This is a genomic window from Streptomyces sp. NPDC021224, from assembly GCF_044332905.1.
Taxonomy (GTDB): Bacteria; Actinomycetota; Actinomycetes; order Streptomycetales; family Streptomycetaceae; genus Actinacidiphila.
On sequence record NZ_JBIRPW010000001.1, the window covers coordinates 879401 to 903904 of the forward strand.

The following is a 24504-nucleotide window of genomic DNA, read 5'->3' on the forward strand; positions in this document are numbered from 1 at the left end:
CCGCGGAACGGCTCGCGGCGCGTTCGGGGAGCGGTCGGTGCGACGGCCCGGAAGGGCGCCCGGCCGCGGTCGGCGACACCGTTGCACGCACGTGACAACGGGCGCACAGGCCAGGGACGTTGTGCCTGCCAGGATGACCGCAGCGCCGCCGCGGCAACGCGATCGGCGTACGACCGCATCATGTCCATGGGGGAATACAGCCATGTCCGTACGTTCCAGAAACCGCCGCGCCGCCGCCGTCGCCGTCGTCGCGAGCGTCACCGCGGGGCTCGGCCTCGTCCTCACCGGCTGCGGCCCGGAGGACGCCACCGGCACCGACGACCCGAACCCGTCGGCCACCAGCACCGCCATCGGCACCGGCGACGGCGGCTCCACCGAGCCCTCCCAGGGCTCGGACGGCAAGGTGCAGCCCGCCAAGCTCAACGGCACCGCCAAGAACGGCCTGACCATCAGCAACGGCTCGCGCTTCGTCGTCATGAACGGCACCCGCGTCGACTTCGGCACCGTCGTCCGCGACCTCGCCTGGTCGCCCGACGGCACGAAGGCCGCCTTCGTGGACGGTGACGGCGACCTCGTCGTCAGCGCCCCCGACGGCAGCAACCGCACGATCGTCGCCAAGAACCCCGGCAACGAGAACTGGTCGCACCCCACCTGGCAGGTGCGTGCCGCGGACACCACCAACCAGCTCCCGAAGCTGAACAACATCTTCTTCGCGGGCCGCAAGGGCGGGGTCTCCCGCCTCTACGGTGTCGCCGCCACCGCGCACAACGGCACCCCGCACGTCCTCAGCCTCGGCAACGAGTCCGGCGAGAACGTCAAACCGCTGCCGCAGACCGGCAACGTCTGGCCCAACGCCGCCGGCAAGTTCGGCGCGGCCGTCTACGCCAACACCGACGACGGCAAGGTCTACGTCCGCGACGACTACCTGCGGCAGCAGGGCGCCGCGATCGCCCCCGGCTCGGAGCCCGCGCCCGCCCCCGGCGACGACGAGGGCTTCGTCTTCGTGCGCTCGGTCGGCGGCCACGACCACCTCTTCCGCGAGACGCCCGGGGACAACGGTCCGGTCTTCAAGGACCTGACCCCGAACGCCACGACCGACTACACCGAGCCGGCCTTCTCGCCCGACGGAAAGACCGTCGCGGCCCGCACCCCCGCGGGCATCGTGACGCTTCCGGCCGACGGCTCGGCCGCGCCCGTCAAGGTCTCCGACTACACCGGGCTGCCAGCGTACCGCGCGTGACGCCCGGTCAGCCGTCCACCCCGCCGGAGACCTCGGCGGCCCTGGCCGCCAGTTCGGCCCGCAGCTCGTCCAGATGCGTGTCGGACACCTCGTGCGGCAGGAACTCCACGATGTCGAGGAAGCGGAAGACCACCTTCGACGGCGTGATCGCGAACTCGTAGTCGGCGAACCCGACCACCGCACCCGTCGCACCCCGCACCGCGCCCCTGACCACATGGTCCGTCATGTCGTCGGGGGAGTCGGCGCCCGTACGGCGGCGGGCGTTGGGCCGGGCCAGGTAGGGGCAGACCATCGAGGCGTACAGCATGCACGCCCGGTGCCCGGGGCCCTCCAGCGTCGGCGCCATGTTCCGGTACGGCCGCCCGGCCGCGAACGCCTCACCCATCGCCGCGCACTCCGACGCGCCCACCACCCGCCACACCGGGCCGCGCGGCATCAGCCGGTCGCACACCGAGCACAGCCGCTCCCGCGCGCACCTCGCGCTGCGCTCGTAGTCGGTGAGCGCGAACTGCGGCTGATCGCCCTCCCACGGAGTGATCGCCGGGACCGGATAGCCCCGGGAATCCCGCGGACGGGCATCGACGGCGGGCGGCACGGGGACGGATTCGAAGCGCACCGCCCCTCTCTATCAGGCCGGACGCGTCCGGCGAAACAGTCGCCGGAAACCCTTCGCGGGGACCTCCCGCGGCTCCGCCTCCGGCTCCGCGGACTTCGGCTTCGGTTCCGGCTCCGGGTGCGCCGCGCGCCAGTCGGCGGCGACCTGCTCGACGTCGAAGAGCCCGCGCATCAGCGGCGGGCCCTGCGGCGGGCGCCGCAGCGCCTCCCGCAGCTCCTCGTTGACCGCCTCCACGATCCGCCGCGCCACCGCCTCCGTCGGCGCGGCCGCGGCCGCCGCCTCCGCGTCCTCCGCCCGCTTGCGCAGCACCAGCGACGGCGGCAGCGCGGACAGCCCCTCGGCCTGCATCTTGCGCCGCACCCACCACATCGGGTCGTACGGCTCGTCCAGCGACGGCAGCGGCTTGCCCGCCCCGTCCAGACCCGCGAAATCCCCGCGCCGCTCGGCGTCCTGGATCTGCTTGTCGGCCCACGTCTCCCAGGAGACCCCGGGCGGCTTGCGTTCCGTCATCGCGCACTCCTCCCCGTGCGTCGCCGCTGCCCCCCAGGTTAGGGCCTGTCGTGTGGATCTCCGCGGCGTCGCGTGCCCCGGCACGCACACCTTCCCCCTGCCTTCGGCGGGAGGGGCCCCCAGCGTTGTCGTCGGTCAACAAAGCTCCGCTTTGCCTCCCTCCTCCGCCTTGCAGCTGGGGGTACCTCCCAGGCGAAGCTCTGGGGGAGCGCCGGACCCCGCTCCTTCCTCCACGGAGATCCACACGACAGGCCCTAGCCCGGTGCCGCCCCGAGCGGCCTGGCGCGGGCCGCGAGCACCGCCACGTCGTCCTCGGCGGCCTCCGGGGCCAGGTGCTGCACGACGCGGGCCAGCAGGGTGTCCAGGGGGCCCGCGGCGTGCGGCAGCACCATGCCGGCCAGGCGGGCGAGGGAGTCGTCGATGTCCTCGCCGCGCCGCTCGACCAGGCCGTCCGTGTAGAGCAGCAGGGTGTCGCCCGCGGGCCAGCGCACGTACACCCCCTCGTACGTACCGCCCAGGTCCGCGCCCAGCGGCGGCCCCGGCGGCACCTCCAGCAGCCGCACCCGGCCGCGCGGATCGACGAGCGCGGGCGGCAGGTGGCCGGCGTTGGCGAAGCGGCAGCAGCCGTGTTCCGGGTCGGCCAGCGCCAGCAGGCACGTCGCCGGGCGCTCGGTGCCCGCCGCCGTGAGCAGCGCGTCCATCCGGCCCAGGATGACGTCCGGCGGATCGCCGTTCCCCGCGACGACCCGCAGCAGCGAGCGGTAGTGGCTCATCTCCACCGCCGCCTCCACACCGTGGCCCATCACGTCCCCCATGGCCAGCAGCGTGACACCGCCGGGCAGCGCGAACGTGTCGTACCAGTCGCCGCCCACCAGATCCGACGCGCCCGACGGCAGATAGCGCGTCGCGACGTCCAGCTGCGGCTGCGCGCCCCCGCCCGGCGTGGCCAGCAGCGCACGCTGCAGCTCCACCGCGATGCCGTGCTCGCGGCTGTAGCGGCGCGCGTTGTCCATGCTGATCGCCGCGCGGTCGGCCAGCGCGACCGCCACCGCCACGTCCTCCTCGCCGAACGCCGGTGACGACCCCGCCCGCACCAGCGTCACCGTCCCCAGCTGCGCGCCGCGCGCCGCCAGCGGCACCACCAGCGCGGAGTGGATGCCCGCCGCGCGGTACGCCGACACCCGGCCGGTGTTCGGCGCGGACCGGCCCATCTCCGCGTCGCCCGGCACGTTGTACGCGAGCGGGCGCCCGGCGTCCAGACAGCGCGGGACGGCCGAACCCGGCTGGTAGTCCACGTGCTCGCCGGGCACCCCGAACTGCTGCACCGCCTCCCGCAGCCCCGTCACCGACGCGAGCGCCGCGCGGCGCAGCCGCAGCGTGCCCGTCGCGGGCGGACGGCGGCCGCCCGTGCCGCCCATCGCCAGCAGCTCCACCGTCGCGACGTCCGCGATCACCTCCACGAGCAGATCGCACAGCTCCTGGCAGGTGCGGTCCACCTCCAGCGTCCGGCCGATCCGCACCGCCGCGGTGTCCATGAGCTGCAGCCGCTCCCGGGCCCGCTCCAGCTCCGCGCGCGCCTCGCGGTCGTCGCTCACCTCCAGCAGCACCATGCCCAGGCCGTGCACACGGCCCTGCGGGTCCTCCAGCCGGTGGTAGCTGCCACGCCACACCCGCAGCCGGTGCGGGGACTCCGCGCGGGTCTGCCCGCTCGACACCAGCTCCCGGGTACGGCCGTCCGCCAGCACCTGGCGCAACGTCCCGAGCCCCGCGTCCACACCCGGCACGACCTCCGCGATCGTACGGCCCAGGTGCGCCTCGGCCGCCACGCCGTTCAGGCGGGCCATCGCCGGGTTGACGTAGACGAAGCGCAGATCCGTGTCCAGCACGGCCACGCCCGCCGCGGTGCCCTCCAGGAGGGCGGCACGCACCCACTCCCCGCCCGGAACACCCGCTCCGGGCGGGGAGACGTCCTCCGGAGCGCCCGCTCCGCCTGCCCTCCCGCCCACCCGCACCTCCACCCGTCCGCCGGCCCTGCACTCCAGCGTGCGCTTCCCTCCGGGGGTGAGCGAGTTTTTGCCCCCCGGCCGGGCGCGGTTGCCCCGCTGGGCGAGCCATTCTCCGCCCCCACCGGCGGGCAGCCGCTTCTCCTGCCGGGAGGGGGACGGTGCGGGGTGCGGTTGCCCTGCCGGGCGAGCCCTTCTCTGCCCCCACCGGCGGGACGGCCGCCGACGCCCCCTGGAGGGGGACGGTGCGGGGTGCCCCCGCAGGAATGCGCATCGACTCCGTCGAGGGTGCGGGTGAGGTCGTACGCGCATTCCGAGGAGGTGCCCCGTGGCGGCACCCGACCCACCCACGCACCGGGTGCGCGATGCCCCGCCGGGCACCCCCAGGGGCGCGGGGAACTGCGCGAGCAACCCACCACCGGCCGGTGGTCCGGAGCGAACCGAACTGCCCCTTTCGGCCGGTCGACTACCCGCACCCCGGTGGGGGCTTGCCGCGCAGTTCCCCGCGCCCCTAAAAACGGATCCCCGGCGCGGCACGCGCAGCCCTAAAAACGGGTCCCCCGCGCCGTACGCGCACCCCGAAAAACGAGGGCCCAGCGCGGCACGCGCTACGGAAAACGAGGGCCCCGGCGCGGCACGCGCAGCCCTAAAAAACGGGTCCACCGCGCGGCACGCGCGCTCCGAAAACGGGCACCCGGCGCGGCACGCGCGCCCCGAAAACGGGTGTCCCGCGCCGTACGCGCACCCCGAAAAACGAGGGCCCAGCGCGGCGTGCGCCCCGGAAAACGAGGGCCCCGCGCGGCACGCGCGCCCCGCGCCGGGGGCGGGGTCAGGGGGAGGGCCTGCGGCGCAGGGTTGCTGCGAGGGCGGGGATTAGTGCTGCCACGAGAAGCGCCGCGGCGACGCGGCGATCGGAGTGGGAGCCGGAAACCCGCGGCGCCACCGTCGCGAACGCACCAAGCACCCCCACCCCCAACGTCGCGCCGAACTGGCGCACCGCGTTGAAGAGGCCGCCCGCCGCGCCCGCGGTGCCGGGCGGCGCGAGGGTGATGACCGCCGTGGTGAGGGCGGGCAGCGCGAGGGAGACGCCGAAGCCCGTCGCCGCGAGCCCCGCGGCGAGCAGCACGTAGGGCGCGCCCGTCCAGACCGCGCCGCTCATGACGCCGGCGCCCGCGGCCAGCAGGCAGAGCCCGGCGAGGACGGGCGCGCGGGGCCCGGTGCGGGCCACGACGCGGCCGGTGAGCAGGGGGTTGAAGGCGGTGGGCAGCGTCATCGGCAGGAAGGCCAGGCCCGTGCCGACCGCGCTGTAGCCGAGCCGTTGCTGGAACAGCAGCGGCAGGACGAAGAGCACGCCCGTGAGGGTGAAGCCGACGGCCGCGCCGGCGAGCAGCATCGCGGCCATGCCGGGGGCCCGCAGCACCGCGCGGGCCAGGACGGGGGCGCGGCTGGCGCGCTCGCGTCGCGCGAAGAGCCACGCCGTGGTCGCGGCCGCGACGAGGGACGCCGCGGCGTGCGCCCCGTGCCGGCCGCCGCCGGCGATCACCGCGTCCGTGCCCAGGGCGAGCGCGGCGCACGCCAGCACCTGGCCCGTACGGTCGATGCGGCGGGAGGTGTCCGCGCGGCAGCGGAGTGCGGCGCCGCGCACCAGGACGAGGGTGAGTGCCGCGATCGGCGCGTTGACGAGGAAGACCGCGCGCCAGCCCGCGAGGCCGACGAGGAGTCCGCCGGCGATCGGTCCGGCGGCCAGCGCGGCGCCGCTGACCGCGGCCCATACCGCGACGGCGCGGGCCCGCCGGGCGGGTTCCGGGTAGAGGGCGGTGATCAGTGCCATCGAGCTGGGCACGCAGGCCGCCGCGGCGGCCCCGAGCACCGCCCGCAGGACGACCAGTACCCACAGGGTCGGCGCGGCGGCGCACAGCAGTGAGGCGGCGCCGAAGACGGCGACGCCGCCGCGGAAGAGCCGGTGCGCTCCGAAGCGGTCGGAGGCGGCTCCGGCGGACAGCAGCAGTGCGCCGAAGGCCACGGTGTAGCCGGTGACCGCCCATTGGAGTCCGGCGACCGAGCCGCCGAAGTCGTGTGCGAGGTCGGGTTCCGCGACCGACAGCACGGTCATGTCGAGCAGCACCATGAAGTAGCCGAGCGCGATGCCGAGCAGCGCGTACGGGGAGCGGGTGGCGCCCTTCGCGGGCGAGGCGGGCGAGGCGGGCGAGGCGGACGTCGGGGGCGGCTGGGGCGACTGGGGGACGGGCTGGGTGGCGGGTCGGGCAGGGGGCTGGGCTGGCATCGGCTCTCCGGTCGTCCGGATTCACCCGGATGGCGGGTTTACGGGGAAGTGCCCGCAGAGGTGCCGCCGAGCATCGGTCGGCACATATCCCCGCGGGAAACGCCCGCCAGCATGCGGCCCGCCCCCGTACCCCCTCCACCGGCGCAGCCGCACGCAGCGTTCGGTCCGGCCGAACGCTCCCCCGGGCCCCGCCGGGCCACCGGTCCCAGCGGGCCCGGGGTCCGCACCAGGTGACGCGCGGTCACCCGGAACCGGCCGGGGACACCCACAGGGGGATGCCCTACGCTGCGCGGGAGGCGGTTCCGCGGGGGCGGGGGGGACGTGAGGCCATGACAGCGGACGCGGTGAACGGGGCGGGCGCCGGGGCGTGGGGATCGGCCCTGTCGGCGCAGGAGTTCGCGGCGGTCACGGGCGCCGGGTTCGACCCGGTCGGGCAGGTCCTGGGGACGGCGGTCGTGCACATCGGCTACACCGGCAACTTGTGCTCGTCCGCGTGGTCGGCCGGCCGGAGCGCGACGACCGTGTCGTCCGTCGCGCGGGCGCCCTTCTCGGACCTGGTGCGGACGATGTACGCGGCGCGCAGACAGGCCCTCGGGCGGGCGGTGAATGCGTGCCTCGCGCTGGGCGGGGACGGAGCCGTGGGCCTGCGGCTGCGCGTGCGCGGCTTCCCGGCGGGCGGTACGGAGTTCACCTTCCTGGGCACCGCGCTGCGGGCCCGTTCGCGCTTCCGGCCGGCGCGGCCCTTCACGGCGCATCTGGACGGCCAGGAGTTCGCCAAGCTCGTCTGCAACGGCTGGGTGCCCACCGGGCTGGCCTTCGGGATCAGCGTCACGAGCAGGCACGACGACTACGAGTCGCGCGTGCAGTCCGGCCGCTTCGCCGGGAGCCGGGAGGTCCGCGGCTTCACCGACCTGGTCACGTACGCGCGGCGGCGCGCGCGCACGCAGCTCGCCGCCGACGCCGCGTCGACCGGCGGCGACGGGCTCGTGCTGGACGCGGCGGACCTGCGGGTGCACGAGCGCCCGTGCGGCAACGGCGACACCGACCACGTCGCGGAGGCCGTGCTCGCCGGCACCTGCGTCGCCCGCTTCAGCCGCACCGCACGGCACACCGGGCCGGTACGGCCCCTGACCATCATGAGACTCGAGCGGGAGAACTGACATGGCGAAGCAGACAGGCGGGGAGCCGGTCGGGCACGAGGCCCAGTTGACGGCCGCGGGGGTGCCCGAGGACGCGATGCGGCGGCTGTCGCAGCTGCGCCCGGGGCAGGCCGGGTCGCTCTTCACGTCCGACCTCTCGGTCAACGAGTTCCTGCTCGTGCGGGAGGCCGGGTTCCGGCCGCTGGGCCTGGTGCTGGGCTCGTCGATCTACCACGTCGGCATCCAGATGGGCCGCTGGTCGAAGAACCAGGAGCTCACGACGCTCTCCCAGGCGATGTACCACGCCCGGGAGCTGGCGATGAGCCGCATGGAGGCGGAGGCGAGCGAGCTGGGCGCGGACGGCATCGTGGGCGTCCGGCTGGACATCGAGATCAAGGAGTTCGGCGCCGACATCGCAGAGTTCATCGCCGTCGGCACCGCCGTCAAGGCGGACGGCGCGGACCCGGGGCACACCGGGACCTGGCGCAACAACAAGGGCAAGCCCTTCACGTCCGACCTGTCCGGCCAGGACTTCTGGACCCTCATCCGCGCCGGGTACGCGCCCCTGGACATGGTCATGGGCTCGTGCGTCTACCACGTGGCGCACCAGAAGCTCGGCCAGGTCATCGGCAACGCGGGCCGCAACGTCGAGATCGAGCAGTTCACGCAGGCGCTGTACGACGCGCGCGAGCTGGCGATGGGCCGGATGCAGGCCGAGGCGGAGGAACTCGGGGCCGAGGGGATCGTGGCCGTGCAGCTGCGGCAGCACTCGCACACCTGGGGCGCGCACACCACGGAGTTCTTCGCGATCGGCACGGCGGTGCGGCCGCTGCGCGACGACCATGTCATCGACCGGCCGACGATGGTGCTGGGCCTCGACAACTGACCGCGGCGCAGCGCGGAGAAGAGCAGAGCGGAGAAGAGGGGACGCCATGTCCGAGAAGGAAACCGGACGGGACGCGCCCGGCGGTGACGGGGAGGTCGAACTGCTCGCCGCGGCACTGCGGCGGGACAGCGCCGACCTGGACCTCTACGCCCGGGTGCTGTCGGTCAACCTGATGGAGTCGCTGCCGCCCGGCGCGCTCCAGGTCGCCCGTAAGCGCTCGGTCGCCGACCGGATGGCCGGCCGGGAGGGCACGGTCACCGCGCTGGACGTCTCGCTCGGGGAGCAGCGGCTGGCGCTGCGCAGGGAGCGGGAGCGGATGGTCGCCGAGATCCGCAAGGAAGTGCGCGGTGTCGTCCTCTCCCGCCGGGAGGTGGGCCTGGACGAGTGGGTCGACGCCCTCGCCCGCGCCCTGGCCGATGCCGCCGCCTCCAGTGCCCGCGCCCGCGAGGCGCTCGAACGCTTCCTGACGTGACCTGAACCGACGTGGGGTGGGACGGGCCGGGTGCCCGTCTCAGTCCCGCAGGTGCGGCGGCAGCGGCACCCAGCGGCGCTCGGCCCGGTGGTCGAGCGCCGTGCGCGCGGCCGTCACCCGCAGGCCGGCCGCGGCGCACACGTAGGCCAGGGCGTTGGCGCCGTACGGGAAGCGGGGCCGGTTCTGCCAGAAACGGAACCGCCAGTACGCGTCCTGGTCCTCCCGGAGGCCGGTGCGGCCCAGCTCGTCGGAGACCAGGACCTCGCCGTCCCGGGCCAGCGTGAAGAACGTGCCGCCCCTGGGATTGAAGTACAGCCCGCACGCGTCCGTACCGGCCGACAGGGCGCGCAGCACGGATCCGTCGTTCGGGAGGTAGCCCACCTGGGTGACGGCGCAGCCGCCCGGTTCGCCGGGGAGGGCCGTGACGCCGACGTGGCGCAGGGACTCCTCGTAGTCCTCCTCGTCGAAGGGCGCGTCCTCGATGGGCACGGGCGGGCACCGGTCCGGGTCCGCGCCGAGCCTGCGGATCAGCTCGTCCTCGGTCAGGCCGCGGACGAATGCGACGCCGAGGCCCTCCGTCCACAGCCCCTGCGTGTCGAAGGCGGCGGTCAGCGCGTCCGCCTCCGCGAAGGCCGCGGCCTCGGCGGCCAGCAGCCGTACGGCCCCGGGCAGGGCGGCGGCCAGCGGCGCGAGCGGCGTGGTCAGCAGCAGGCGGCCCGGCGACCAGGGCCCCTCCTGCGGGGTCCACGCGTCGGCGCCCGCGTCGAGCAGCGCGCGGACGCCCTCCTCGTCCAGGGCGCAGACGGCCGCCCACAGCGCGGTGTGCCCCGCGTCGTCGCGCGCGTCGGCCGGGGCGCCGTGCGCGAGGAGCGCGGCGACCGCCTCCGCCGAACCGCGCTCGGCCGCCAGGTGCAGCGGCGTGGTGGCGGTGCGGCCGTCGGCGACGCGGTCGGCGGGCGCGCCGCCCGCCAGCCGGGCCCGGACCAGGGCGGCGTCGCCCCAGTCCCGGTAGCCCATGCCCTGCCAGTCGGCACGCGGCACGTAGCGCTGCCGGGCCTCCTGCGCGCGGCGCAGCTCGGCGCGCTGCTCGGTGGTGAGCGGCGGCGCGAGGAACGCGGGCGGCCCGCTGAGCTCCATGTGGGCGAGCGTGCGCGGGCGGGCGGGGTCGTCCGGCGGTTCCGGCAGCCCCGGCCAGACCTCCACCGCCCTCTCGGCGGCCGCCCGTATCGCCGCCGTGTCCAGCGGTGTCCGGGTCTCGGGTATGCCCTCGTCCGGCCATTCGACGACCAGTTCCGTGGCGCCCGGCGGGGGCAGTTCGGGCAGGTAGAGATCGACGTCCGTGCGGAAGGGGGAGCGGTGGGAGGGGCCGATACCCGGGTCGAGCGGGATCAGCCCGACGGCCTGCGACGAGGCCGCCGTACGGGTCGCCCCCTGCGCGTCGGTGAACGTCACCCGGCGCGTCACCGTCCCGTCCAGCGAGGTGACCCGGCGGCCGTCCGCGAGCAGCAGGCCCACGCGCAGCCCCGACTGCCTCTTCCCGCGCCCCCGCCCGAGGCCCGTCGGCTCCTGCCGGAGGACGGTACGGAAGACGGTCAGCTTCGCGGTGACCGCCCGCGGCCACACCGACCACCCCACGGACACGATCCGGACCTCCGCCCCCGCACCGACCACCCCGGCACCGGGCAGCACGGCGGGTGCGAAGTGGTCGGCGGGCGGCGCGTACTCACCGGCGGCGGCCCCCGCCGGGCGCAGCGCGGCCCGCACCGGCCGGCCACCGTCGCCGGGCCCGCCCCCGGACCCGTTCCCGGGTCCGTTCCAGGGCCCGCCCTCCGGCTCGGTGACCGGTGCGTCGTCCATGACCAGATCGTCGAAGAATCCCACGCGGCCACCTTCGCACGAGCCTCTGACAACGCCGGGTCGCGGCCCTGAGGCAGCGTCACCCTCGCTTCCGGCGGCGCCCGCCGGCCCGGCGGTCAGCCGTCGGCCCGCAGCACCAGCAGATCCAGCCAGCTGACGGCCCTCTCCCCCGGGTCGGCGGCGGCAGCGGCGCGCAGCCGGGCGAGTCCGCGGGCGTAGGCGGCGTCGCTGAGGGAGCGGAGCTTGCTGTCGGTGCCGCGGCGCAGGCCGTCGGCGTAGGCGGCGAGCGTGGGCGCGGACTCCTGCGGGAGCGCGTGCAGGGCGGTGCGGCGGAAACCGGCGGTGGCGAAGGCGGCGGTGACGTCCTCGACGGTCGGGTATCCGGCGATGGCGTCGGCGGTCTCGGGGAAGAAGCGCAGGCGCAGATCGCGCGCGCCGCGGCCGGGGAAGACGTTGCGGACGAGCACCGGAGCACCGGGCCGCAGCACACGGCGGGCCTCGCGGGCGGCGGCCGCGAGGTCGCCGATGTGGTGGACGACGGAGCCGAACCAGGCCGCGTCCGCGCACCCGTCGCCCACCGGCAGGGCCTCCGCCCGGCCCGCCAGCGCGGTGACGCCGTCGCCCGCCGGGATCAGCGCGCGCATGGCCGCGTCCGGCTCCACCGCCAGGACGTCCACCCCGAACCACTCCCGGAAGGCGGCCGCGAAGCCCCCGGTCCCTGCCCCGACGTCGAGCACCGTCATGCCGGGCCGCAGCCCCGCCTCCGCGGCGAGCGCCTCCCGCCACGCGCCGAGCCCCTCCCGCGGCACCTCCCGGGCGGCCCGGTACGCGGCGGCCGCCTCCCGCGCGTCCGCCGCGACCTCGTCCGTGACCCCGCCCATGACCTCGTCCTCCGCGGACATGTCCCCTCCCCCTGTGCTGCCGGTCCCGCGTGCCCGCCCAGTCTGTACGAGGCGGGACCGCCGTCCCGCGCCCGGTGGCGGAGCCCCCTACTGAGGCGCGGGCAGGCCGTGTTCGGCGGCGATCGGGTCCAGCAGATCGCCCAGCCGGGCGCGTTCGGCCGGGGTGAGGGCGGCCGCGAACTCCGCGTCGGCCGCGTGCGCCAGTTCGCCGCAGAGGGCGAGGAGTTCGCGGCCCTGCGGGGTGAGGCCGAGGATCTGGCGGCGGCGGTCGGCGGGGTCCCGTACGCGCTCGACCGCCCCCAGCTCCTGGAGGCGGTCGGCGAGCGCCACCACCAGGCTCGGGGCGACGCCCATCACGCCGGCGACCTCCAGCTGGGACGACGCCCTGCCGCTGTCGAGCAGCACCATCAGCCCCACGTGCTTGGGCTTGAGGCCGTGCTCCGCCACGCGCGCCGCGAAGAGGTCGGCCGCGATCGAGCCGAGCACGCCGAGGCGGAAGACGACGCTGGAGTTCACCTTGTCAGTGCTCATGGTGGCTAGGCTACAGTGGTGAATGATTCAGTTCGTGAATGATTCTGAGCGTGATTCACGTGCTGGCTTCTTCCCATGCCGTCCGTGCGGGCGGCGCCGTCCGCACCACTTTGTCCGCCGGGGGCCGTTCCGCGGCCGAAAGGGGCTCGCCATGCTCGAATCCACCACCGTCCAGGTACACATCGCCGACCTCCAGGACGGCATCGTCGACCTCAGCGCGACCACCGCGCCCGCCGTGATCAGGCGTTCCGTGGGCTTCCTGGCCGACCTCGCGCGGCTGCTGGACATCCCCGTCACGGTGTCGGCGGCGCCGCGTCCCGGCGGGCCCGCGGTCGTCGCGGAGGCCGCCGTCGCAGGGGCGCCGGTCTTCGTCCGCTCCGGGCCCTGCGCCTGGGACGACGGGCCGACCCGGCGGGCCGTCGCCGCCCACCGCCGCCCGCACCTCGCGCTGTGCGGCGTGACCAGCGAGATGGTCGTCCTGCACACCGCGCTGGACGCGCTGGGCGCGGGGTACGAGGTCACGGTCCTGCTCGACGCGTGCGGCGGGCTGTCCGACCGCACCGAGCAGGCCGCCTTCCGGCAGGTCGAGGCGGCGGGCGGGCGCGTCATGTCGGTCGCCGGTTTCGCCGCGGACCTCGTCCGGGACTTCACCACGCCGGTCGGCCGCGAGGTCATCACCGCGCTGCACGGGTTGCTCGGGCCCGCGACGTCCGCCGGGCCTGCCGAATCGGCCGCCTGACGGCGCGTTCGGCACGTCCGGCGGGTCCGTCGCGTCCGGCGCGTCCGCTCAGCCCGGCGAGGCCGCGAAGCGGGCGATCAGCAGCGACAGCCGTTCGGCGTGCGCCGCCGTGGGGAGGCGGCCGCTGCGGGTGAGGGTGACCAGGCCGTGCAGGGCGGCCCAGAAGGTCTCCGTGAGCACCACGGGGTCGTCGCCGCCGGTGACGGGGGCGACGGCCCGGACCAGCTCGCCGAAGGCGTCCCGCAGGGGCGCGGGGGCCTCCGGGGTGGCGAAAGGCAGGTCCACGGCGTGGGTGAACATCGCGTCGTAGAGGGCGGGCCGCTGTTGCGCGAAGTCGGTGTAGGCCGAGGCCACGGCGGCGAGGGCGCCGGCTCCTGCGGGGGAGTCCGCGGAGGCTCCTGCGGGGGAGCCCGTGGGGGAGTCCGCCGTCCCCGGGGCGGTGCGGGCCGCGCGCAGGGTGGCGGCCAGTTCGGCGAAGCCCTGTTCGGCGACGGCGGCCATGATCGCGCCCTTGCCCTTGAAGTGGCTGTAGAGGACGGGCTGGCTGTACTCGATCTCGGCGGCCAGCCGCCGGGTGGTGACGGCGTCCCAGCCCTCCGCCTCCGCGAGTTCGCGCGCGGTCGTGACGATCAGCCGCTCGCGGTCGGCTCGTTCGCGCTCCCGGCGCGTCTGGATGCTCATGACCTCGATTCTAGCACCGCTAGCAATTGTGCTGGCGCTATGTTAGCTTCGCTCTTGTCCCTAGCGCTGCTAGCAAGGAGTCCCGGCATGACCGCCACCGCGTACACCCTCGCCGCCGTCCTCGACGTCCTCGTGCTCTTCATCGGGGTCCGCTTCCTCTTCCAGCCGTTCCCCGCCGCCGCCGACTACGGCGTTCCCGCCCAGCCCGCGGGCGGCGCGGCCTACCTGACGGTCAAGGGGCTGCGCGACGCGGTGTCCGGCGTCATGGGCCTGGCGCTGCTGGTTTTCGCCGGGGCGCACGCCGAGGCGTGGTTCATGCTGACGGTCGCGCTCGTGCCGCTCGGCGACACGCTCATAGTGCTGCGCAACGGCGGGACGAAGGCCGCCGCCTTCGGGATCCACTGCGCGACCGCCGTCGTCGTCCTCGCGAGCGCCGCGCTGCTCTTCGCCGTGTGAGGGCGGCGGCCGCGCCCGTACGCTCCCGAAGATCAACCCTCCGGGCCCGCGCCACGTCCGTCCCTACGGGACACCGCCCGGCAGCCCCGCGCCTCCGCACCCCGACAGCCCCACCCACCCCACCCCACTCAGGAGTTCGCCATGTCGCTGATCGTGCCCGCCTTCGACGAGTCCGTGATCGTCCGCTCCACCGACGCCGAGGTGGTCGGCCGGGCGCCCACCACCGTGCGGCTGCTCGCCGACAGCAGCGCGACCGGTGGCGCGCTGTCCACGCAGCGCGTGACGCTCCTCGACGGCGCAGACGGCGCGCGGCCGCACCGGCACGACCGCTCCGCCGAGATGTTCTACGTCCTGGACGGCGCCGCGCAGTTCCTGTCCGGGGACGAGGCGGTGACGGCGGAGACCGGCGACCTCGTCGTCGTCCCGCCCGGCCGCCCGCACGCCTTCGCCGCCGCGCCCGGCAGCGACGCCGACCTGCTCATCGTCATCACGCCCGGCGTCGAACGCTTCGAGTACTTCCGCCACCTGCAGCGCATCGCGCTCGGCCAGGCCACCCCGGAGAGCCTGCTGGAGGTCCAGGAGATCTACGACACCTACTTCCTGCAGAGCGCGGCGTGGGAGGACACCCGCCGTGCGGGGGAGCGGCGTTGAGGACGCACGGCGGACGGCCGGAGGGCGCGGCACCGTACGATCGGCATGTGATCAACGGTGTGATGTTCGACTTCTCCGGCACGCTGCTGCGGATCGAATCCGCCGAGGAGTGGCTCGCCGCCGTCCTGGCGGAGAGCGATATGCACCCGGCGGAGGACGAGTTCGCGCGGTGGGCCGCGCGGCTCGACGTGTACGGGGCCGTGCCCGGCGGGACACCGCCGCAGCGCATGCCGGAGGAGGCCGCGAAGCTCTGGGACGAGCGTGACCTCAGCGCCGAGCAGCACCGCGCCGCGTACACCGCGCTCGCCCGCGCCGCCGAGATCCCCGTCCCCGGCGTCGAACAGGCCCTGTACGAGCGGCATATGAGCCCCGCCGCCTGGCGCCCCTACCCCGACACCGCCCCGACCCTGCGCGAACTGCGGCGGCGCGGGATCCCGGTGGCCGTCGTGAGCAACATCGGCTGGGACCTGCGGCCCGTCTTCCGCGCGCACGGGCTCGACGAGCTGGTCGACACCTATGTGCTGTCGTACGAACTCGGCGTCCAGAAGCCCGATCCGGAGATCTTCACCGCCGCCTGCGCCCGGCTCGGACTGCCGCCCGCCGAGGTGCTGATGGTCGGCGACAGCCGCGAGGCGGACGGCGGGGCGGCGCGGCTGGGCTGCCCCGTGCACTTCGTCGACCACCTCCCGGCCGACCGCCGCCCGTCCGGCCTGACCCCGCTGCTCGCCCTCCTGGACCCGGAGTCCGCGACCGGCTGACCGCCCGACCACCGGGCCGGGCGACGCGGTCAGTGCATGGGGAAGACCGGGCCGCGCGGGGCGAAGGGCAGGCGCGCGCCGCGCGGGACGAGGAAGGCGTGCGGGCGCGGGATGCGCAGCGGGTCGCACGCGCCGTCGGTGATGACGAGGACGGGCGCGGTCGGCGGGAAGTCGTCAGCTCTGAGCAGGAGTTCGACGCCCGGCTGGAGCACGGTGCCGCCGCGGCCCCGGACCCGGACGCGCCCGGCGATGTCGGCGGGCGGGAGGTAGCCCGCGTCGTAGGGGGCCGCGTCGCAGAAGACCACGCGGGCGGCGGGCACGTCGCGCGCGGCGGCGTAGGAGGCGATGGCGCCCAGCGCCTTGCCGAGCAGCCGCGGGCTCATCGAGCCCGAGGTGTCGAGCACCACACCGAAGGTGCAGCGCTCCAGTTCCTCGGGCGGGTAAGCGCGGCCCGCGCGGGGGATGTCGGGGGTCGAGGCCTGGCGCCGCGCCGGACGGGCGAAGCTGCGCAGCGGTTCGGGCCGCGGCACGTACTCGTCGAACCAGCGGGCCAGCCGCACGTCCCACGGCAGCGGCGGGTGGGCCAGCGCGCGGATCTCCTCGACGAGACCGGCCGGGAGCGTGCCGCGGGTGCGGTCGTGCAGGTCGAAGCCCTGGAGCAGGCCGCGCCGGTAGAAGGCGTCGAGGTCGACATGGTCGGCGGGCGCCCCGGTGCGCGGCAGCGGCTCGCCGAGGACGTCACCGAGCCCCTTGCCGCGCAGCGTCGCCAGGCGGCGCCTGCGCCGGGCCTCGGTGGTGACGCGGTCGTAGACCTCCTCCGCGGACAGGCCCGCGAGCACCGGGTCGTACAGCAGCCCGGACGGCATCGCGCCGACGCCCATCTCCAGCAGCCACGCGTTGATGACGTAGTCGCAGGCGACGTTGAAGAGGTACGGGTCGCGCGCGCCGCAGCGGTCGCCGTGCCGCAGCGCGGCGTGCAGCATCTCGTGGGCCAGGACGAAGCGCCACTCCTCCTCCGTGTAGGCGCGCAGCGGGTTGACGTAGATCTCCCCGGCGGCGGCGTTCACCGCGGCGATCGCGATGTGGTGGGCGCGTGCCAGCTCCGCGTCCGCGACGACGGTCATGCCCGCGGCGATGCCGCCGAGCAGCGGGTAGGAGGCCACGAACCAGTCGAGCGCCGCCGTCCACGGCCCCTTGCGGCTCCCGTCGGGCGCGTTGCCGCCCGCCTCGCGCATCGCGTCGGAGACGGTACGGGTCAGGGCGCGCGCGAAGTCCGTGCGCCAGTCGCGCGGGTCGCGCCCGTACGGCCACGGGTCGAGCCGCTGGTCGGCGCCGGAACCGCCGACGCCGCAGTGCGCGAACCGCTCCGGGATGCCGTCGCGGCGGAAGCGCTCGGCGAGCTGCTCCTCGTCGCCGTCCGGGAAGGACTCGGGGAGGTCCAGTTCGGCGGGCGGGACGCCGACCGGGAGGGTGTGCTGGAAGCGGCTCACCACCAGGCAGCGCGCCGCCAGTTCGTACGCGTCCGGCTGTGTGCGGGGGCCGCGCGCGGCGGGCACGTGGCCGAAGCCGAGGTGCAGCAGGCAGTGCGCCAGCGCCCAGGCCCATTCGCGCGGCTCGGCGAGCCGCCGCGGGTGGACGTGCACGCAGCCGTCCGAATCGGCCACCGCCCAGCCGTCCTCGGGCACGACGCGGCACCCGGTGCGGCAGAACCGGACGTCGAGCGAGCCGAGCGCCGGGTCCTCACCGACGAGCGAGCGGCCCTGGCGGTAGGCGAGTTCGGCCCGCGGGTCGGGTACGAGCGACTCGCCCTGCGTACTGCGCGCCCCGCGCCGCCGCCCCCGGCTCACGTACCGTCCCCCCGCTCGCGCTCCAGTTCCCGTACGCGCAGGCGCGTCGCCGCGCTCATCGGCGGGCCTCGACCAGCCGGGGCATGTCCCGGGCCGCCTCCACCAGGAACCAGCCGGGCAGCACCGGGTTGCCGTCCTCGTCGTCGGCGATCACCGTCTGGGCGACCTCGACGGAGATCTCGGCGAGCTGCACCAGCAGCGCCTGCGCGCGGTACGCGTTCTGCCGCACCGACGGCGAGGCCTGCTCCTTGCTCGCGGGCAGCTCCTTGACCAGGCGGCCGCGGAAGGACTCGGCGAGGTAGTACAGCAGATCCCGGTCCTGGAGCCGGCCCGGCCAGCGGGCCTGGCCCTTGACGATGGCCTCGATCCCGAACTCGCTGCGCACGATCTTGACGTAGCCGCGGAAGGCGGCCGCGTGCGCGGGCGTGAGCATGCCGTGGGCGAGCACCGTGAGGGTCGCCTCGTCCAGGGTCGGACCGAAGGAGTGCAGCGCGTCGGAGAGCATGTGCCACGACCGCGGGGTGGAGAACGGCTCCTCGGTCTTCGGCGCCTTGGACCACAGGTGGTGCGGCCGGTCGGTGAGGTAGTCCGTGACCCACGGGTGGATCCCGGCGCCCGCCGCCCAGCGCAGCCAGTCCGTCGCCGACGCCTCCAGATGGACGTGCGCGAGCCGGTTGACCAGCGCGGACGCCAGCGGACGCGCCAGCGCGTTGTCGGACGTCCGGTTGCCCGCGCCGATGACGATGCTCCCCGCGGGCAGCTCGTAGCCGCCGATGCGGCGGTCGAGGATCAGCGAGTAGAAGGCCTTCTGCACATCGGGCGTGGCCGCGTTCAGCTCGTCCAGGAAGAGGCAGTACGGCTCGTCGCGCGCGATCATCTCGGGCGGGCAGAAGACGGAACGCCCGTCGCGGATCTGCGGCACGCCGATGAGGTCCTCGGGCGCGAGCTGCGTCCCGAGCAGGCTCACGCACTCCAGGCCCAGCGACTCCGCGAACTCCCGCACCAGGGAGGACTTCCCGATACCGGGCGCCCCCCACAGGAACACGGGCCGCACGGTCGCGAGCCCGAGCAGCAGCTCGGGCACCTGCGCCGGACTCACGGCGACGGCGGACTGCACGCGACAACTCCTCCGGGGAAAGGGTGTGATGGGCGGTCGGACGTCCCGGACGTCCCGGATGTCCTGGACTTCCCGGACGTCCTGGACGTCCCGGATGTCCCGGGCGGACCGCACCTCATCGTCCACCGCGCGGCGCTGCGAGCGCATCCGGATTAACCGGGCGACGGCGGGCGCGGCGGCTGCCTACGATGCGGACCGCGTGCGCGGGGCCTGACGCGCGGGGCCCGGCCTGTGCGCCGAACTCCGTCCGCCGAGCCCGCCCGGGAGACCCCTGTGCACTACGACCGATCCGCCCTCGTCGACTGCCGGCTGCACGTCCTGGCGGGCCCCGGCAGCGGCTTCGGCGACTACTACCGCGGAGGCGAGGCCTACAACGAGGCGCTGGCCGCCTACTGCGCGGAGCTGGAAGCGGCCCTGGAACGGCGCTTCGGCGCGACGCTCGTGGGCAGCCGCGCGACGGACTTCGACGCGCGGGTCCTGCTGATGCTCTTCGGCAGCACCGCGCGCTCGTACCTCGCGATCCGGACGCCCTGGTCGGGCTACCAGGAGGCGGGTCTGCTCGTGAAGAAGCTGGACGAGGCGGGCCCGGCGGGCGCGCGCGTCCGCGCGGCGAGCGACCGGATCGAGGAGGCCGCGCAGGTCTCCCGCGCGGCCCACCGGGAGATGCTCGACACGCTGGCCGGGCACGTCCTGGGCGACCGCGCGGACACCGTCGTCACCTCCGCCGAACTGCTCGCCGACGGCTTCGACGACGCCCGCCGTCCCGACCCCGCCGACTTCCCGGCGTACGAGGACTGACGGCGGGGGGCCGCGGGCGGGCGCGGGCGGTGACGGGCGGTGACGGGGCGCGGGCGGTGACGGGGCGCGGGCGGGCGCGAGCGGCGGTGCACGCGGACGGGTCCGGCCCCGTGCGCTCCGGCGGGGGCGCGATCGGTCGAGTGCGCCCCGCGTACGCCTGCGCGGGCCGCGCACCTCCGCGTAACGGCTCGTGGCGTAGCCGCAGGTTGGCGGCGTCGTTGCCAGGGCATGATGATCGAGAACCCGCCGCCGACCTCCGCATCGGCCCGGATCCCCGCCCAGGAGTCCGGTACGCGGCCGGCGGCGCTCGCGGCCGTGCTGTACGAGGACGGCCCGGGGGAATGGCACGGCCTGTGGCGCAAGGCCGTGTCCACGGACGTCTTCCGCCACACACCGCACCTGCCCGACCGGGAGCGGTGGGCGCAGGCGTACGGGCGGCTGCGCGCGCTGCACGACGAGGTGCCCGACCCGGCGGCCCTCGCCTGCGACGTGCGCGGGCTCGCGGCACTGCACGAGTGGACGGGCCAGGTGGACGGCGCCACGGCGACGGTGGCGGGCATCCACTTCAACCTCTTCCTCGGCAGCGTCCTCGACGACACCGCCACGGAACCGGCTCACGACGTTCGCGAGTTCACGTCACTGCGACGCACGGGCGTGTTCCTGTGCACCGAGCGCGCGCACGGCAACGACGTCGGGGCGCTGGAGACCACCGCGACGTGGGATCCGGCCGACGGCGGCTTCGTCCTGCACACCCCGCACCCGGGCGCGGCCAAGTTCATGCCCAACACCGGGCCCGCGGGCGGTCCCAAGACCGCCGTCGTCGCGGCGCGCCTGCTCGCCCGCGGCACGGACCACGGGGTCTTCCTGCTCCTCGCCCCCCTCACCGGCGAGGACGGCGCCCCGCTGCCCGGCGTGCGGATCGAGGAACTGCCGCGCCGGGCCGGCGACCCCGTCGACCACTGCGCCACCGCCTTCGAGCACGTCCGGCTGCCGCCCGGCGCGCTGCTCCAGGGCCGGCACGGCAGACTGCGGCCCGACGGCACGCTCGACGCCGAGGTCGGCAGCGTCCGGCGCCGGGTGCTGCACGCGATCCGCCGGGTCACCGTCGGCAAGCTGTGCATGAGCGCCGCCACCGCGGGCGGGGCGCGCGCCGCGCTGGCGGTCGCCGTGCGGTACGGCGAGCTGCGCGTGGTGTCCGGTGCCGTCCCCGGCAGCCGCGTCCCGGTCAACGCGCTGCGAAGCCACGCCGCCCCGCTGCTGCGCGCCACCGCCACCGCGTACGCCATGACGCTGTGGCACCGCCGGGTCGTACGCCGCTGGATCGGCCACTCCCCGCACGAACGCGCCGCGGCCGAGCGGCTGGTGGGCATCGCCAAGGGCTGGATCACCTGGCAGGCCCGGGACGTCATCGCCGAATGCCGCGAGCGCGTCGGCGCCCGCGGACTCTTCCCGGCGAACGCGCTGACCGACTACTACGCCAACGCCGAGGGGGCCGTCACCGCCGAGGGCGACAACTTGCCGGTGTGGTGCAAGGCGGGCAGCGAGATGGTCTTCGGGCAGTCGCTGCCGGCCGCCCCGCCCCCGCCGACCGGCACCGAGTCGCTCACCGACCCCCGCTTCCTGCTGGGCCGCGCCGCAGCCGCCGAACGCCACTGGCAACTGCGGGCCCGCGAGCGCATGCGGGACGCCCCCGCGGGCAGTCCGCTGGAGCGCTGGAACCACGCCTCGGGTGCGGCGGTCGAGCTGGTGCGCGCGCACGCGGTACGGGCCGCGGGCGAGGCGCTGGCCGCCGCGGGCGAGCGGTGCGCCGACCCGCGGGCGGCCGCGCTGCTGGACGGGCTGGCCGCGCTCTTCCTGCTCGACCACCTGCGCGCCTCGACCGGCCCGCTGCTCGCCGACGGCGCCCTCACCCCGCGCCAGGCCAGCGCCTGGAGCGGCGCCCGCGACGACCTGACCGGCCGCCTCGCCCCCTACCTGCCGCTGCTGACGGCGGCGTTCGAGGTCCCGGAGGAGCACTTGCAGCGACTCCCCCTGCTCCGGGAGCCGCTGTAGGACGCGGACGGCCGGGGTCGGCCGGGGCATCGGCGGGGTGGCTGGGGGCGGGTGCCGCTGGGTTCTGCCGGGCGCGGCGTACGAGCGGGGACGGCCGGGGCCCCGGAGCTGCCGGGCGCGGCGGGAACGGGAGCCGCCGCAGGGCGGAGCGGCCGGGGAGACGCTGGGGGCGGGTGCCGCCGGGAGCGGCCGTAGTGCCGTGTGGGCGCGGGGCCGGCTGCGGTCAGGCACGGGTGACTCGCGTCTCGCGCGTGAGGCGGGAGAGTTTCTCCGGGTTGCGCACCACGTAGAGCGCGCTGATCAGGCCGTCGTCGACGCGGACGGTCACGACGTCGTCGACCTCGCCGTCGATTCGGACCAGCAGTGCGGGGGAGCCGTTGACCTGGAGCCATTCCAGCGTGGCCCGGCGGCCCAGCTCGGGCAGGCCCACGGACAGCGTGGCGCCGACCGCGTCGGCGCCGCTGACCGGGGCGGTCGCCGCGGTGCGCACGCCGCCGCCGTCGCCGACGAGGACGACGTCGGGCGCGAGCATGCCCAGCAGCTCGCGCAGGTCGCCGGTCTCCACGGCCAGCCGGAAGGCGGCGAGCGCGCGGCGGCTCTCGGCGGCGGCCACCGCGCCCCGCGCGGCTCGCGGGCGGCGGGCGGCGACGTGCGTACGGGCGCGGTGCGCGATCTGCCGCACCGCCGCCGGGGACTTGTCGACGGCCGCGGCGATCTCGGCGTAGTCGACGGCGAAGACCTCGCGCAGCACGAAGACCGCTCGTTCGGTCGGTGTGAGCGTCTCCAGCACGAGCAGCATCGCCGTCGAGACGCTGTCCGCCAGCTCGACGTCCTCGGCGACGTCCCGCGTGGTCAGCAGGGGTTCGGGCAGCCAGGGGCCGACGTAGGTCTCCCGGCGGCGGCTCAGCGTGCGCAGCCGGACGAGCGCCTGGCGGGTGGTGGCCCGCACCAGGTAGGCGCGCGGCTCGCGGACCTCGGCGAGATCGACGGCGATCCAGCGCAGCCACGTCTCCTGGAGGACGTCCTCGGCGTCGGCGGCCGAGCCGAGCAGCTCGTAGGCGACGGTGAAGAGCAGGTTGCGGTGTGCGACGAAGGCCTCGGTCGCCGCGTCCATCCCGCGCCCTTCCCGGTCGCCGGAACGGAGGCCGGAACCGTAACCGTAACCGGAACCGTAATCGGGACCGGGGCCGAGGTCGGGGCCGTCCGGGGTGGCGGCCGCCGCTTCGGCCGCCTCCGTGCCGTCGGTGGTGTGCTCGCTCATGTCCGCTCCTGCCCTTCCCCGCCTGCCCGTTCGCGGACGGCGCCGCCCACGTGACACCGGCCGGGGCGGCGCTGTGACGTGCGCGGAGCGTGGCGCTCGTCACAGCGGCCGGGACGTCACAGGGCGCGAACGGCCGGTGTCCTGTGGGCGATCCGCGCCGCGCACCACCGCGACGGCGCGCCCACCGTACGGGAGGACACCCCATGGCACCCCGCTTCGACCTGCTCGCCGCCCCGACGTCCGGGAAGGTCGGCAAGCACTTCTACGCGACCTCGCTGGCGCTCCTGGAGTCGACGACGCTGCCGCGCGCGCTGCTGGAACTGGTGCAGTTGCGCGTGAGCCAGATCAACGGCTGCGGCTACTGCGCCGACGTGCACATCAAGGAGGCCACGGGCGCTGGGGAGAGCGCGCTGCGGCTCGGCCTCGTCGCGACCTGGCGGCACACCAGCGTCTTCACCGAGGCCGAACGCGCCGCGCTGGCCTTCGCCGAGGAGGGCACCCGGATCGCCGACGGCGCGCCGGGCGTCACCGACGCGACGTGGGCGGCGGTGCGCGAGCACTACGACGAGGACCAGACCGGCACGCTGATCGTCCTGGTCTCGCTCATCAACGCGGCGAACAGGATGGGCGTCATCGTCCAGAACCAGGGCGGCTCCTACAGGTCGGGGGCCTTCGCGGCGCTCGACTGAGCGGGGGCACCCTGCCGGGCGCCGCGAAGGCGGGACGGGCCCGCGGCGGAACGGACCCGGGACGGGGGCTCCGGCGACCCGGGCGGCTCCAGGGGGAGGGCCGCCCGGCCGGTCGGCGGAGCCGGTATGCCGTTCAGGCCGCGGTGTCGGCCGTGTCGGCGGCCTCGGCGACCAGGTGGTCGCCGGGGATGCCGGCCTTGTCGGGTGCGTAGAAGTCCTTGATCCCCTCGGTCCATGTCCGTACCCCGATGCGGTCGTCGGGGGTGGGTGAGAAGGCGTCGAAGAGCGTGTCGATGTTGGCGCGGCGGAAGCCGATGGCCAGCATCAGCGCCATGAACGCGGGCCTCTCGACGAGTCCGTCGCCGTCCGGGTCGCCCAGTTCGGCGAGCGCCTCGGCGAATTCGGCGACGGTCGGCGCGAAGCGTGCCGGGGACAGGACGCACGACTGGTACTCCTCGAAGTCGATCCGCCCGTCCCGGTCGGTGTCCAGCTCCTTCAGAAGCGTCGTCCAGTAGCGCGCGAAGGCGGCGTGCATCCGCTCCTGGGCCGCTGTGCCCGCGCGGGGCGCCGCGGCGACGACGCGGTCGCTCATGAGTGAGAAGTCGTCGGCCTCCAGCACCCCGTTGCCGTTCGCGTCGAGCAGCGAAAAGACGAGCGCGACCCTCCGGGTGGCCTCTGTGCGCATGGCTCCGTTGCCTCTCTTGCCGTGATGCTGCCGTGGTGGGGATGGGGATCCCGCAGCCGGACCTTCTGTCCGGCTCGTGGGAAGAGGTGCCCGGCGCCCGGGACTCGCACACCGCAAGCGCACACGGTTACCCGCAAAGGGGGAAATACCGGCATTACGGTGTGAGTTCGGGCGGGATCGGGTAAATGGCCAAGCGCACACCCGGCGTTCGGCCCCCGGCTCCCGGATCGTGGCCGGTCGGCGCCGGGACGGGGCGTTGTCAGACCCTTGGTGCAGACTCTCTTCAAACGGCGGGAAGTCCGCGAACAGGACGATTGCGCGCGAAACCCC

Annotated in this window: 23 protein-coding genes; 11 read left to right on the top strand and 12 right to left on the bottom strand. The window is 75.4% G+C overall.

What is annotated here, in order from left to right; translation table 11 throughout:
* Positions 1-202 precede the first annotated feature (202 nt).
* Entirely contained in the window at positions 203-1240 is a 1038-nt protein-coding gene (locus tag ACH4PY_RS03925; RefSeq protein ID WP_398175568.1) for a hypothetical protein, read from the top strand.
* 7 nt (positions 1241-1247) lie between these two features.
* On the opposite strand, the gene ACH4PY_RS03930 is transcribed toward ACH4PY_RS03925, so the two are convergent.
* The 4 genes from ACH4PY_RS03930 to ACH4PY_RS03945 form a co-directional block, all read right to left on the bottom strand.
* Entirely contained in the window at positions 1248-1856 is a 609-nt protein-coding gene (locus ACH4PY_RS03930) for a hypothetical protein (protein WP_398175570.1), read from the bottom strand.
* Between the two features lie 12 nt (positions 1857-1868).
* A complete protein-coding gene (locus ACH4PY_RS03935; protein WP_398175572.1) occupies positions 1869-2366 on the bottom strand; it encodes a DUF1992 domain-containing protein in 498 nt (165 codons plus the stop codon).
* A gap of 254 nt (positions 2367-2620) precedes the next feature.
* Complete coding sequence (locus tag ACH4PY_RS03940; RefSeq protein ID WP_398175574.1) at positions 2621-4294, bottom strand: SpoIIE family protein phosphatase; 1674 nt, start codon at positions 4292-4294, stop codon at positions 2621-2623.
* Between the two features lie 904 nt (positions 4295-5198).
* Positions 5199-6653 (bottom strand): MFS transporter, encoded by a 1455-nt coding sequence (locus tag ACH4PY_RS03945; RefSeq protein WP_398175576.1) that lies wholly within the window; start codon positions 6651-6653, stop codon positions 5199-5201.
* 329 nt (positions 6654-6982) lie between these two features.
* Between ACH4PY_RS03945 and ACH4PY_RS03950 the strand changes: the two genes are divergently transcribed.
* The 3 genes from ACH4PY_RS03950 to ACH4PY_RS03960 are packed head-to-tail and all read left to right on the top strand — an operon-like array spanning position 6983 to position 9150.
* On the top strand, positions 6983-7813 hold the full coding sequence (locus ACH4PY_RS03950) for a hypothetical protein (RefSeq protein ID WP_398175578.1): 831 nt from the start codon (positions 6983-6985) through the stop codon (positions 7811-7813).
* A gap of 1 nt (position 7814) precedes the next feature.
* Entirely contained in the window at positions 7815-8678 is an 864-nt protein-coding gene (locus tag ACH4PY_RS03955; protein WP_398175580.1) for a heavy metal-binding domain-containing protein, read from the top strand.
* Positions 8679-8724: 46 nt separating this feature from the next.
* Positions 8725-9150, top strand: coding sequence for a hypothetical protein (locus tag ACH4PY_RS03960; protein ID WP_398175582.1), 426 nt, complete (start codon positions 8725-8727; stop codon positions 9148-9150).
* Positions 9151-9189: 39 nt separating this feature from the next.
* On the opposite strand, the gene ACH4PY_RS03965 is transcribed toward ACH4PY_RS03960, so the two are convergent.
* From ACH4PY_RS03965 to ACH4PY_RS03975, 3 genes are all read right to left on the bottom strand, one after another.
* Positions 9190-11031, bottom strand: coding sequence for an ankyrin repeat domain-containing protein (locus ACH4PY_RS03965; protein ID WP_398175584.1), 1842 nt, complete (start codon positions 11029-11031; stop codon positions 9190-9192).
* A 92-nt stretch (positions 11032-11123) separates the two neighbouring features.
* Positions 11124-11909: a class I SAM-dependent methyltransferase gene (locus ACH4PY_RS03970; RefSeq protein ID WP_398175586.1), complete on the bottom strand. Its 786-nt coding sequence runs from the start codon at positions 11907-11909 to the stop codon at positions 11124-11126.
* 87 nt (positions 11910-11996) lie between these two features.
* Entirely contained in the window at positions 11997-12440 is a 444-nt protein-coding gene (locus tag ACH4PY_RS03975; RefSeq protein WP_398175588.1) for a MarR family winged helix-turn-helix transcriptional regulator, read from the bottom strand.
* Between the two features lie 151 nt (positions 12441-12591).
* Between ACH4PY_RS03975 and ACH4PY_RS03980 the strand changes: the two genes are divergently transcribed.
* Positions 12592-13179: an isochorismatase family protein gene (locus ACH4PY_RS03980; RefSeq protein ID WP_398175590.1), complete on the top strand. Its 588-nt coding sequence runs from the start codon at positions 12592-12594 to the stop codon at positions 13177-13179.
* 48 nt (positions 13180-13227) lie between these two features.
* Here ACH4PY_RS03980 and ACH4PY_RS03985 read toward each other — a convergent pair whose 3' ends face one another.
* The gene (locus ACH4PY_RS03985; RefSeq protein WP_398175592.1) at positions 13228-13860 is read right to left on the bottom strand and encodes a TetR/AcrR family transcriptional regulator; all 633 of its coding nucleotides are present in this window, start codon (positions 13858-13860) and stop codon (positions 13228-13230) included.
* Positions 13861-13947: 87 nt separating this feature from the next.
* On the opposite strand from ACH4PY_RS03985, the gene ACH4PY_RS03990 reads away from it, so the two are divergent.
* The 3 genes from ACH4PY_RS03990 to ACH4PY_RS04000 all read left to right on the top strand — a co-directional run bounded on the left by ACH4PY_RS03990 (position 13948) and on the right by ACH4PY_RS04000 (position 15725).
* Positions 13948-14316, top strand: coding sequence for a DUF4267 domain-containing protein (locus ACH4PY_RS03990; protein ID WP_398175594.1), 369 nt, complete (start codon positions 13948-13950; stop codon positions 14314-14316).
* 141 nt (positions 14317-14457) lie between these two features.
* A complete protein-coding gene (locus tag ACH4PY_RS03995) occupies positions 14458-14967 on the top strand; it encodes a cupin domain-containing protein (RefSeq protein ID WP_398175596.1) in 510 nt (169 codons plus the stop codon).
* Positions 14968-15017: 50 nt separating this feature from the next.
* Positions 15018-15725, top strand: a complete 708-nt coding sequence (locus ACH4PY_RS04000) for an HAD family hydrolase (protein WP_398176078.1) — start codon at positions 15018-15020, stop codon at positions 15723-15725.
* A gap of 29 nt (positions 15726-15754) precedes the next feature.
* On the opposite strand, the gene ACH4PY_RS04005 is transcribed toward ACH4PY_RS04000, so the two are convergent.
* Positions 15755-17572 (bottom strand): VWA-like domain-containing protein, encoded by a 1818-nt coding sequence (locus ACH4PY_RS04005; protein WP_398175598.1) that lies wholly within the window; start codon positions 17570-17572, stop codon positions 15755-15757.
* A 55-nt stretch (positions 17573-17627) separates the two neighbouring features.
* Positions 17628-18689, bottom strand: a complete 1062-nt coding sequence (locus ACH4PY_RS04010; protein ID WP_398175600.1) for an ATP-binding protein — start codon at positions 18687-18689, stop codon at positions 17628-17630.
* Positions 18690-18962: 273 nt separating this feature from the next.
* Between ACH4PY_RS04010 and ACH4PY_RS04015 the strand changes: the two genes are divergently transcribed.
* Complete coding sequence (locus tag ACH4PY_RS04015) at positions 18963-19487, top strand: hypothetical protein (RefSeq protein ID WP_398175602.1); 525 nt, start codon at positions 18963-18965, stop codon at positions 19485-19487.
* Between the two features lie 228 nt (positions 19488-19715).
* A complete protein-coding gene (locus ACH4PY_RS04020; protein ID WP_398175604.1) occupies positions 19716-21539 on the top strand; it encodes an acyl-CoA dehydrogenase in 1824 nt (607 codons plus the stop codon).
* A gap of 223 nt (positions 21540-21762) precedes the next feature.
* On the opposite strand, the gene ACH4PY_RS04025 is transcribed toward ACH4PY_RS04020, so the two are convergent.
* Entirely contained in the window at positions 21763-22653 is an 891-nt protein-coding gene (locus ACH4PY_RS04025) for an RNA polymerase sigma-70 factor (RefSeq protein WP_398176080.1), read from the bottom strand.
* A gap of 350 nt (positions 22654-23003) precedes the next feature.
* On the opposite strand from ACH4PY_RS04025, the gene ACH4PY_RS04030 reads away from it, so the two are divergent.
* On the top strand, positions 23004-23489 hold the full coding sequence (locus ACH4PY_RS04030; RefSeq protein WP_398175606.1) for a carboxymuconolactone decarboxylase family protein: 486 nt from the start codon (positions 23004-23006) through the stop codon (positions 23487-23489).
* Positions 23490-23622: 133 nt separating this feature from the next.
* Here the strand turns inward: ACH4PY_RS04030 and ACH4PY_RS04035 are convergent, their stop codons facing one another.
* A complete protein-coding gene (locus ACH4PY_RS04035; RefSeq protein ID WP_398175608.1) occupies positions 23623-24174 on the bottom strand; it encodes an EF-hand domain-containing protein in 552 nt (183 codons plus the stop codon).
* Positions 24175-24504 lie beyond the last annotated feature (330 nt).

Bases quoted from the DNA above. Each gene is read 5' to 3' on its own strand.
- ACH4PY_RS03925 (WP_398175568.1), top strand. From the start codon at position 203: ATGTCCGTACGTTCCAGAAACCGCCGCGCCGCCGCCGTCGCCGTCGTC.
- ACH4PY_RS03935 (WP_398175572.1), bottom strand. From the start codon at position 2,366: ATGACGGAACGCAAGCCGCCCGGGGTCTCCTGGGAGACGTGGGCCGAC.
- ACH4PY_RS03945 (WP_398175576.1), bottom strand. From the start codon at position 6,653: ATGCCAGCCCAGCCCCCTGCCCGACCCGCCACCCAGCCCGTCCCCCAG.
- ACH4PY_RS03950 (WP_398175578.1), top strand. From the start codon at position 6,983: ATGACAGCGGACGCGGTGAACGGGGCGGGCGCCGGGGCGTGGGGATCG.
- ACH4PY_RS03955 (WP_398175580.1), top strand. From the start codon at position 7,815: ATGGCGAAGCAGACAGGCGGGGAGCCGGTCGGGCACGAGGCCCAGTTG.
- ACH4PY_RS03960 (WP_398175582.1), top strand. From the start codon at position 8,725: ATGTCCGAGAAGGAAACCGGACGGGACGCGCCCGGCGGTGACGGGGAG.
- ACH4PY_RS03970 (WP_398175586.1), bottom strand. From the start codon at position 11,909: ATGTCCGCGGAGGACGAGGTCATGGGCGGGGTCACGGACGAGGTCGCG.
- ACH4PY_RS03975 (WP_398175588.1), bottom strand. From the start codon at position 12,440: ATGAGCACTGACAAGGTGAACTCCAGCGTCGTCTTCCGCCTCGGCGTG.
- ACH4PY_RS03980 (WP_398175590.1), top strand. From the start codon at position 12,592: ATGCTCGAATCCACCACCGTCCAGGTACACATCGCCGACCTCCAGGAC.
- ACH4PY_RS03985 (WP_398175592.1), bottom strand. From the start codon at position 13,860: ATGAGCATCCAGACGCGCCGGGAGCGCGAACGAGCCGACCGCGAGCGG.
- ACH4PY_RS03990 (WP_398175594.1), top strand. From the start codon at position 13,948: ATGACCGCCACCGCGTACACCCTCGCCGCCGTCCTCGACGTCCTCGTG.
- ACH4PY_RS03995 (WP_398175596.1), top strand. From the start codon at position 14,458: ATGTCGCTGATCGTGCCCGCCTTCGACGAGTCCGTGATCGTCCGCTCC.
- ACH4PY_RS04020 (WP_398175604.1), top strand. From the start codon at position 19,716: ATGATGATCGAGAACCCGCCGCCGACCTCCGCATCGGCCCGGATCCCC.
- ACH4PY_RS04025 (WP_398176080.1), bottom strand. From the start codon at position 22,653: ATGGACGCGGCGACCGAGGCCTTCGTCGCACACCGCAACCTGCTCTTC.
- ACH4PY_RS04030 (WP_398175606.1), top strand. From the start codon at position 23,004: ATGGCACCCCGCTTCGACCTGCTCGCCGCCCCGACGTCCGGGAAGGTC.
- ACH4PY_RS04035 (WP_398175608.1), bottom strand. From the start codon at position 24,174: ATGCGCACAGAGGCCACCCGGAGGGTCGCGCTCGTCTTTTCGCTGCTC.